Source organism: Gilvibacter sp. (assembly GCF_013214815.1).
In the GTDB taxonomy this organism is placed as follows: domain Bacteria; phylum Bacteroidota; class Bacteroidia; order Flavobacteriales; family Flavobacteriaceae; genus Gilvibacter.
Genome location: NZ_JABSPU010000047.1, coordinates 3,322 through 13,134, shown reverse-complemented (window position 1 = coordinate 13,134; position 9,813 = coordinate 3,322). Strand labels below are relative to the sequence as shown.

The following is a 9,813-nucleotide window of genomic DNA, read 5'->3' as shown; positions in this document are numbered from 1 at the left end:
GAGCTCACCGAGGTCTCTGAATGCGTACCTCCTGTGGGGACAGTACTTTCTGTAAAGAATTTATTTTTCAATATTCCAGCGCGTCGCAACTTCTTAAAGAGCAATTCGGTAGAACTGCGTCACATCATTGATGAATTTCACCGTGTGGCTTTGGCGCATCCTGAATTGGCTTTCAGCTTGCATTCTAACGATTCACTGTTGTTTTCTTTGCCCAAGTCGAACTTAAAACAGCGTATCACGGGAATTTTTGGCGCGAAGACCAAAGAGCGTTTGGTTCCCGTTTCTGAAGAAACCGATGTGGTCTCGGTAAGCGGATTTGTGATCAAACCTGAATTTTCTAAAAAGTCTCGAGGAGATCAATTCTTCTTTGTCAACGATCGTTTTATAAAATCATCCTATTTGCATCATGCAGTTACTGCTGCCTTTGAGGGCCTGTTGCGCGATAAGACCGTACCCGGATACTTTTTGTTCCTCAAGGTTCCTACGGACAGTATCGATATCAACATCCACCCGACAAAAACGGAGATCAAGTTTGATGACGACCACACCATTTACGCCATGCTACAGGCTTCTGTAAAACACAGTTTGGGACAGTTCAATGTGGCGCCCGTACTTGATTTTAACAGGGATGAAGCTTTGGATACGCCCTATGATATGAATCAGGCTACTCCCAAGATGCCCAATATTGCTGTAGACCCGACATTCAATCCTTTTAAAGAGAAGTCTTCTGCAAGCCGAAGTAACTATCAGCGACTACAACAACATCAACCCAGTTGGGAAGCTTTGTATACCCAGGTAGATAACGCAGATAGTCAAGCAGATCTCGAAGAGATCACTTTGGAAAGTCGTGAGCTAAGCGGTAGTTTTTTTGAGTCGGAAGAGCAGCAGTCGCAATTGCCGAGTTTGCAATTGTTTGGGAAATATTTAGCCAGTCCAACAACGGGTGGCTTGTTGTTGGTGCATCAGAGACGCGCGCATCAGCGGGTTTTGTACGAGGATTTCTTGAGACGGATGGGATCCGAAGCAGCTAATAGTCAAGCATTGTTATTTCCACTAACTTTAGCGTTAGATACCAAACAACGCGCTTTGTTGCAAGAGGTGAGTGACGGGATGACCCATTTGGGCTTTGAAATGAACTTTGAGGAGCAACTCTCCTTAACGGCTATACCCACTTCTGTTGAAGCGGATCAAGTAGGGGAGGTCATTGAGAATCTTTTGGCAGATCTCAGTGCCGACGTTCCGGAGTTGAGCTTTAGTGCTAATGATGCCTTGGCCAAGAGTATGGCGAAGAGTCTGAGCGTTCGTTCCGGATCTAAGATGAGTCAAGATGAACAACAACATCTGATCAACCAATTGTTTGCCTGCAAGGAGTCTGGAGTGAGTCCTTTTGGTAAACCGACTTTTAAAATTGTAACAAATACAGAAATCGATAAGAAATTCTAAGTGTATTCTATCTCTGAAACAGTAAAGGTTCTTTTGATCATTAACGTGATCGTTTTTGTGGGTACCATGAGTATGCCCGATACGATGTATCAGTTATTCTCTTTGTATTTCTATGAGAACCCTTCATTCAAATTCTGGCAACCGGTCACGCATATGTTTATGCACGGAAGTGTTTCCCATATTGCTTTTAATATGCTTGGCTTGTGGATGTTTGGAACGCCTTTAGAGCGTCAGTGGGGAACTAAACGCTTTTTGTTCTTTTACTTTTCTGCTGGATTGGGCGCGGCTTTGATCCATACGCTTGCTAATTATATCGATCTACAATTGGATATCAATTTTCTGACCCAAGTGGGAATTACCAGAGATTTGATTGATCAGGCGATCGCTAATGGGCAGGTGTTTGTAGATTATCCCAACATCAACTTTGAAGGTTATTTTATCCCTGCTGTTGGAGCTTCTGGAGCCGTTTACGGAATTATGACGGCCTTCGCTGTGTATTACCCAAACGCGCAGTTGATGATGATCTTTTTGCCAGTACCTATCAAGGCAAAGTATTTTGTTCCGCTTATTTTGATAGGATACACCGTATTGAATCTAACCGACAACTTGCCTGGAATTGCGCATTGGGCACACGTAGGAGGAGCCCTGTTTGGCTTTATCATGGCTTGGAGTTGGCGAAAATCGATGTTTAATCCCCAATAATTATGTCACAAAGCGATCTGCTTCAGAAATACAGAATGTCCAGCATATTGATCAAACTCATTGTGATCAATGTGATCGTGTTCTTTGTTTTCTATTTAGGATCCTTTATTCTCAGAATCAATGAGACCGACATGAAATCGTGGTTTGCACTGCCCTTGCAAACTTGGGATTTCCTTTACAAACCTTGGACCTTCTTTTCCTATGCCTTTCTACACAGCGGGTTTTGGCACATCTTCTTCAATATGCTGATCCTCTATTGGTTTGGAAACATAGTCCTGAACCTGTTTAAAGAACGTACCCTCTTGACCCTTTATTTATTAGGAGGAGTAGCAGGTGGAGTCTTGACAGTCTTAGCATTTAATTTATTCCCTGCCTTTGATGATTTCACCGTTGGAAATCTTCAAGGGGCTTCTGCCGCAGTTTTTGCGGTGATGGTTTTTATAGCCACATATACGCCAAACGCAGAAATGCGCGTTTTTATGTTTAACATAAAGCTTTGGCAAATTGCCGCCTTCTTTGTTTTGAAGGACCTTATTGCTATGCCTGCTTCAGATAATGCTGGAGGCCTAATGGCCCATATGGGTGGTGCCATCTTTGGTTATACCTATGCCAAACAATTGGCCAAAGGCAATAATATCGGTGCTGGTTTTGAACGTTTTATGGATGCGTTGGTGAGTTATTTTACGCCGCGCAAAAAACGTCCGTTTAAAAAAGTGCATCGAAACCCCAAGGGGACTATGCGCAACAGTGCTACATCCTCTGCGAGCAGTAAAGACGAGCAGCAAAAGAAGATCGATGCCATTTAGGATAAGATCGGCAAGAGTGGTTACGAGAGCTTGAGCAAGGCAGAAAAAGATTTCTTGTTCAAGTATCGGGAGTAAACAAACAATAAATCCGCGATCATTGAAACTGATCGATAAAATCCTTTACGCGCTAAATGTCGTGGCAGCAATCTTGTTGACACTGTCCTTCATTACCCCATATATAGCTCCAGACAGCTTTCCGCTGCTGAGTGCACTCTCGCTCTTGGTATCGCCTTTATTGGCTATTAATTTGGCCTTTGTGATTTATTGGTTGTTCCGATTGAAGAAGCGTATTTGGGTTTCAGCGGTTTTATTGCTGATCGCTTATGTGCACTTTAATGCATTTTGGAAATGGGGTTCAGAGTCCGCGCAGCCATACCCAAAACAACTCAAAGTAATGTCCTTTAATGTGGAACTCTTTGAGGCATACAGAGAGAATCCGGATCCTGAGGTTAAGGCTAAAATGCAAACGCTGATCAATGAACAATCACCCGATGTATTGCTGATTCAAGAGTACCATAAACAACAAGAGAGTGCCTTTAGCGCCTTTCCCCATAAGTACATTCATTTTCGAGGGAATAGGAATCTGGGGCATGCTATTTTTTCTAAACATCCCATTATTGCAAAGGGCGCTTTTGATTTTAATAAAACGGGAAACAATACCCTTTTTGCGGATATTGTAACTCAAGAAGATACCTTAAGGGTCTATAATGTGCACTTGCAATCCTTTAAGATCGCTCCTAATGTTTCTGACCTGCAAGATCAACAGGGTAATTTGATTCGCCGTCGAATAAGTCAAGCCTTCAAACTGCAACAGGAGCAAGCAGCAGCAGTTTTGGAACACAGCGGTCAATCGGGTTATCCCGTTATCATGGGAGGAGATTTGAACAATACTGCTTTTAGTTATGTCTACCGTCGTTTTGCCTTGGAATATCAAGACGCATATGCGCAAAAAGGCTCAGGCCTTGGCAGTACCTTTACCTTTGATTTTTACCCCATTCGAATCGATTACATCTTTGCCGACCAAAGTTTGAGTATAGACTCTTTTGAGACTTTGGGCAGGCCGTTTGGAGATCATCGACCTGTTTTAGGTACGATTGGTTGGGAATAATTAAAGTTTTAATTGTTCCAAATACGAGATACACTCCGGGCCGAGGTTAAAGAGTAAATCCAACACGCTTAAGTTATTTAAGAAACCGTGTTCCACTTCATGGACCTGGTGGTAATGCGGTGTGACAATTTCTGGAACTTTTTTAGAGCGTATCAAATGTCTATAATCTTTTGTCGGCTCTGTGATTTCTACATCGTATTGCTCTGTAAGAGTATACTCCAGAGGGATTCCCAACAATTCCGCAATGAGCTCCATGCTTTTTATGTTGTTGTCAAAAAGGGTTTCTTTTTTCTCTTGAAAGAAAGGTTCCAGTTCGTCTTCATAGAACTCAAAGAAGGGAGAGCTGCGGTATCCAGCTTCCAAGCTTCGCCAATGATCGCGCTGCCAATGAAAGTTGTTTTCTATAGTTACAGTAGCTGTCTTTTGACGCTGACCGTCTTTGCTGTGCTTTACAGGAATGTTCAAGCCCAGCTTGCCGTTGCTGTGCGCAATGTATAATCGATTGCGATAGGTTTGCTTCTGATAATTATCACAACGCTCGATCAACAGCCTTTCAGCCTTGACGATCACACTCCAAAGTGCAAGATTGCCAAAGTATGCTGGATGTACTAAAGACGTGACGCTCGGCATGATTGATTATGCCTGTTGTTTACGGCGTTTTCTAAAGAAATTGAAAATGAACCAGGCTACTAAGAGTCCAAGAAATGGAATGAAATAGGATACGGGTTCACCAGAGCCGCCCACAGTAGTAAAGAATCTTTTCCATCGGAATTTATTGGCCAAACCTTTGGCTTGCCCGTCAATACTCATCCAGACAAAGACTGGCTTTCCAACAACGTGGTTGAATGGAACATAGCCCCAAGTACGCGAATCTTCACTATTGTTTCGGTTATCACCCATCATCCAATAATAATCTTGGGCAAAGGTGTATTCCGTTATTGGGCGTTCGTTTAGAAGTACCTCTGTCGGGGTAACACGAATGGTATTGCTCACCCCCATTTCATAGCCCTCATAGACCTCAATGATGCGTTTGTATAAGCCAATACTTTCTGGAGTGATGGCTACTGTAGCTGCTTTTTGAGGAATGTATATCGGTCCAAAATGAACATTGTTATTCGGGTAGCGCGGGTCATAAGGAAAGATACCTCGAGACCACTTCCCAGCTTCCTCGTATTTACGGAGAGACTCTACCTGTAATACTTTCGCAAAATTGCGGAACTGCTCTAAGGCAGGATCCGTGATCTGCATATAGTAGGTGTTTGGCTGACGATACTCTGGAATGATATCTGTAATATCGAAGCGCTTTCTGATGTAGTCAATATCGCCTTCAGTCAAGGCTTCTTTCGTATACACCACATAGCCAAACTGCAATTTAGCGCGGTCTGGAAGGACATTTTGCTCCCCATTTACCCAAACATAGCCGTCTCGAACTTCAATAGAATCTCCAGGGAGTCCAACACAGCGCTTTACGTAGTTTGTCTTCTTGTCAATGGGCTTGTAGTGGAATTTACCGTCATTAGGCGCGCTAACAATATTTACGGTATCAACTGGCCAGTTAAAGACTACAATGTCGTTACGCTTGATCTTTTGAAAGCCCGGCATACGCATGTATGGACTTTTTAGCTGCGGACTGTAGGATTTGCTATTCACTAAAGGCACGGTGTCATGAACCATTGGAAACGCAATTGGAGTCATCGGTGTACGCGCTCCGTAATGAAACTTACTTACAAACAGATAATCTCCTACCAATAATGTTTTTTCCAAGGATGATGTTGGAATGGTAAAAGGCTGCATAAAGTAGGTGTGCACCAAGGTGGCCGCAACTATAGCAAATAATATGGAGCTGATCCACTCTCCGGCTGACGTAGTTGGCTGTAAGCTGCGATCTGGCAAGTGAGTTACATCTACAGAATAGTTGATGTAGTAGATGTAAAACCCGAGAGTAAGCACGCCTAGATAGGTGTCTGCATTCGAGTTTCTTCCAAAGCTACGCAGTGTTTCCACCCACAGTACGGGGAACATGATCAGATTGACAATCGGCACAAAGAGTAAAATGGTATACCACCATGGACGGTTGATGATCTTCATTAAGATCACCGCGTTGTAGACCGGTATAGCAGCTTCCCAAGCTTGTCTTCCCGCTTTTTGGTACAATTTCCAAGTACCCGCAAAATGTATGATTTGAACAATTAGGATGAATATCAAAAGTCCTTCTAAGGTCATGCGTAGCGATTTTGACTGCTAATTAGTGATAATTTTGATTCAAATATAGGGCTTTAACTCAGGTTTAATACATCCTGCATGCTAAACACGCCCTGTTTTCCAATGATCCACTTGGCAGCAACAATGGCTCCTAGCGCAAAGCCGTCTCTACTGTGGGCCTCATGACTAATGGTGAGCGTATCTACTGCCGATTGGTATTTGACATGATGCGTTCCCTTGACATCCCCTTCGCGGATGGAATCGATCCATAGGTCGCTGGGGTTGTTGTTTTGTAACGCCCAAGCCTGTTTTTGTGAAAACTTTAATACCGCGTCTGCCAAGGTGATCGCGGTACCACTGGGTTTATCCAGTTTCTGTGTATGGTGGATTTCGGTTATGCTGGGTTCGTATTGGTTTTGCTGTCCCATTAATTCCGCCAGTTTTTGATTAATGGCGAAAAAGATATTGACCCCCACACTGAAATTAGAGGCGTATAAAAAGGCCCCTTTTCTTTTTTGACAATAGGCTTCAATTCTCGGGAGTTCTTCCAACCAGCCTGTAGTACCAGAAATCACTGGGATCCCAGCTTCAAGAGCTTTTTTAATATTGTTGTAAGCAGCTGTTGGTACAGAGAAATCAATGGCGACCTCGGCATTATTAAAATCTGATATAGAGGCGCTATCATTGGTGGCCACTACAATTTCATGTCCTTGGGCAGCAGCAAGACGTTCAATGGTCTGTCCCATCTTCCCATAACCGAGTAAGGCAATTTTCATCGTTGTCCAAAATTGAATCGCAGACTCAGACCGTAGCTCGCTTGGGTGGAAACGGGATCGATCTGCAATTGAGGTGTAAGTGAAAGATCATCGTTGATGTTGTACTGACGCAAGTGTGCATCTACATTAGCATCAACAATATTGATCAGATAAAAGGCCACAGCGACAATGAGGCTGATATCCTTGTTTTTCTGAGCCTGTCTTTGTGCATCGATCAAACGATCATTAGAAACTAAAGGCGTTTCTCCATCCCCAAAGAACTCATCATCGGTAAATCCAGCCAAACGGCGCTTAAAGGCATTTCTAAATCGATCGTACTCTTGATCCTGTTGAATCCAAAAGTAGATCCCCGTACCGATTCCAGCATAAACAATAGGAATCTTCCAGTACTTTCTATTGTAAGCCTGACCCAATCCTGGTAATACAGCAGAATAGAATGCTGCTTTAGACGGTGCCAAAGGGTCGTAATCCAAAATCGTTCCGGTAGTGGCAACTACGGTATCTTGAACACGAACATCCAGTTCGTCGTCTTGTGCATGGGCTAGGGTGGTGACTATCCCAAAAAACAGAAGGAATAAATGCTTAATTCTCACCTTGAATGCGTTTGACAATACGTTCTAGATCAGCCTCAGAGTCAAAAGGAATAACCAGTTTCCCTTTTCCTTTAGCGTTCATGTTGATGCTGGTTTTGGCATTTAAAATTGAACCTAGGATATCGTTTTGTTTCTTGGCAGCTGCAGGCAGCGCTTTGGTGGTTTTGGCGGGTGCTGACGGATCTTTAAAAGATCTTACCAAGGCTTCGGTAGCACGTACGGAAAGGTTCTTGTCAATGATCTTTTCATAAATATCCAATTGACTTTCAGAATCGTCTATATTGATCAAGGCACGTCCGTGACCCATGCTGATAAAACCATCACGCATTCCGGTTTGAATGATCGGGTCCAGCTTCAGCAATCGCAAATAATTCGCAATCGTTGAGCGTTTTTTACCGACACGATCTGAGAGTGCTTCTTGAGTCAGATCGATCTCCTCAATAAGGCGTTGATAAGACAAGGCGATCTCAATAGGGTCTAAGTCTTGACGTTGGATATTTTCCACCAAGGCCATTTCCAAAGACTCTTGATCATTGGCAATACGAATGTAAGCGGGAACGGTGGTAAGGCCAATCAGTTTTGAGGCACGAAACCTGCGCTCTCCAGAAACTAATTGGTATTTGTTAAAGGCCAATTTGCGAACCGTGATGGGTTGAATTACACCCAATTCACGGATGGAACTTGCCAATTCGCGCAGCTGCTCTTCATTAAAGCTGGTTCTTGGCTGGAATGGGTTGACCTCGATAAAATCGAGTTCCAACTCTACAATATTTCCAACAACCTTATCGGCATTCTTGTCGCCAACAGCTTTAATATCGTTTTCAGGATCTTTCAACAAAGCCGAAAGTCCGCGTCCCAATGCCTGCTTTTTAGTCGCCTTGGCCATTAATTGCTATTTTTTTCAATGAGTTCTTGAGCCAAACTTAAGTAATTATTGGCACCTTTACTACCTGCATCATAACTAATGATGCTTTCCCCGTAGCTCGGCGCTTCACTTAAACGCACATTGCGTTGGATAATTGTCTCAAATACCATTTGATCAAAGTGCTTGCGCACTTCTTCCACAACCTGATTGCTCAAGCGTAGACGTTGGTCATACATGGTGAGCAGAAGGCCTTCTATATCAAGCTCCGCATTGTGGATCTTTTGCACACTTTTGATGGTGTTCAACAGCTTGCCTAGTCCTTCAAGAGCGAAGTATTCGCATTGAATTGGAATAATCACTGAATCCGCAGCGGTTAAGGCATTTAATGTCAAAAGGCCTAAAGAGGGTGCGCAATCAATGATGATGTAATCATAACGGTTTTTTAAATCTTCAATGGCGCGTTTGAGCATGTATTCACGTGCTTCTTTGTCGACCAGTTCGATCTCAATGGCAACTAGATCGATATGTGCAGGGATTAGATCTAGATTGGGGGAATCTGTTTGGACGATAACATCGTCGGCGCCTACCGTATGCTCCAAAAGCTGGTAGGTTCCGTTTTGGACCTGAGCCACGTCAATACCGAGGCCCGAGGTGCTGTTAGCCTGAGGATCTGCGTCGATGAGCAAAACCTTTTGCTCTAACACTCCCAGACATGCCGCCAAGTTCACCGAGGTGGTTGTCTTCCCGACACCGCCTTTTTGATTGGCTACAGCTATAATTTTACCCATAAGTAGTCTTCGTTTTGAGAATTTAAAAATACAATTATTAGCCCGTTTAGGAAAGCCTACTTGTTAACAGGAAGTGAACAGCATCGCTAAGGCGTAAAGAACTTTTCAACAGCCCTTCAGCCTTAGGTTTAGAAAGAATAAAGCAAATTTTGAGTCTTAGACTACTTTTTCTTTTTGGCGCGGATCATCATTTCTAACATGTCCCACATTTCTTGCGGAATTTCTTCAAGCAGATTGAATTGTCCAGCACCTTTTAGCCATTCTCCACCGTCAATAGTAATTACCTCTCCATTTAAGTAATGAGAGAAGTCTGATGCCAGATAAGCGGCCAAATTCGCCAACTCTTGATGGTCACCAACTCGGTTTAGTGGTACTTTCTTGGCCAGATCAAATTTTTCTTTGAGATCACCAGGTAACAGTCGGTCCCAAGCGCCTTTAGTTGGGAATGGCCCTGGAGCGATCGCATTAAAGCGAATGCCGTATTTGGCCCATTCTACAGCGAGAGAACGCGTCATGGCAAGTACACCTGC

At 43.4% G+C, this 9,813-nt stretch carries 11 protein-coding genes; 4 read left to right on the top strand and 7 right to left on the bottom strand.

The features are described from left to right. From mutL to HRT75_RS10040, 4 genes are all read left to right on the top strand, one after another. Positions 1–1,443: DNA mismatch repair endonuclease MutL (gene mutL, locus HRT75_RS10055; protein WP_291185999.1), on the top strand; the 1,443-nt coding region annotated here is incomplete at its 5' end. Continuing rightward, positions 1,444–2,145 (top strand): rhomboid family intramembrane serine protease, encoded by a 702-nt coding sequence (locus HRT75_RS10050; RefSeq protein WP_291185996.1) that lies wholly within the window; start codon positions 1,444–1,446, stop codon positions 2,143–2,145. It begins immediately after the preceding gene. Positions 2,146–2,147: 2 nt separating this feature from the next. Further along, entirely contained in the window at positions 2,148–2,951 is an 804-nt protein-coding gene (locus tag HRT75_RS10045; RefSeq protein ID WP_291185993.1) for a rhomboid family intramembrane serine protease, read from the top strand. 97 nt (positions 2,952–3,048) lie between these two features. Next, the gene (locus HRT75_RS10040; protein WP_291185990.1) at positions 3,049–4,059 is read left to right on the top strand and encodes an endonuclease/exonuclease/phosphatase family protein; all 1,011 of its coding nucleotides are present in this window, start codon (positions 3,049–3,051) and stop codon (positions 4,057–4,059) included. Here the strand turns inward: HRT75_RS10040 and HRT75_RS10035 are convergent, their stop codons facing one another. The 7 genes from HRT75_RS10035 to HRT75_RS10005 form a co-directional block, all read right to left on the bottom strand. After that, positions 4,060–4,689, bottom strand: coding sequence for a WbqC family protein (locus tag HRT75_RS10035; protein WP_291185988.1), 630 nt, complete (start codon positions 4,687–4,689; stop codon positions 4,060–4,062). It lies immediately after the preceding gene. A 6-nt stretch (positions 4,690–4,695) separates the two neighbouring features. Continuing rightward, positions 4,696–6,282: a signal peptidase I gene (gene lepB / locus HRT75_RS10030; RefSeq protein ID WP_291185987.1), complete on the bottom strand. Its 1,587-nt coding sequence runs from the start codon at positions 6,280–6,282 to the stop codon at positions 4,696–4,698. A 53-nt stretch (positions 6,283–6,335) separates the two neighbouring features. Next, a complete protein-coding gene (dapB, locus tag HRT75_RS10025; RefSeq protein ID WP_291185984.1) occupies positions 6,336–7,037 on the bottom strand; it encodes a 4-hydroxy-tetrahydrodipicolinate reductase in 702 nt (233 codons plus the stop codon). Beyond that, positions 7,034–7,630 carry a DUF5683 domain-containing protein gene (locus HRT75_RS10020; protein ID WP_291185982.1) on the bottom strand — a complete coding sequence of 199 codons (597 nt, stop codon included), beginning with the start codon at positions 7,628–7,630 and terminating at the stop codon, positions 7,034–7,036. The genes dapB and HRT75_RS10020 overlap by 4 nt, the downstream gene beginning before the upstream one ends. Continuing rightward, positions 7,620–8,516, bottom strand: a complete 897-nt coding sequence (locus HRT75_RS10015) for a ParB/RepB/Spo0J family partition protein (protein WP_291185979.1) — start codon at positions 8,514–8,516, stop codon at positions 7,620–7,622. Before HRT75_RS10015 ends, HRT75_RS10020 begins: the two co-directional genes overlap by 11 nt. Continuing rightward, positions 8,516–9,283, bottom strand: a complete 768-nt coding sequence (locus tag HRT75_RS10010) for an AAA family ATPase (protein WP_291185976.1) — start codon at positions 9,281–9,283, stop codon at positions 8,516–8,518. The genes HRT75_RS10015 and HRT75_RS10010 overlap by 1 nt, the downstream gene beginning before the upstream one ends. A 161-nt stretch (positions 9,284–9,444) precedes the next feature. Further along, the coding region (locus HRT75_RS10005) for an SDR family oxidoreductase (RefSeq protein WP_291185973.1) at positions 9,445–9,813 on the bottom strand (369 nt) is incomplete at its 5' end.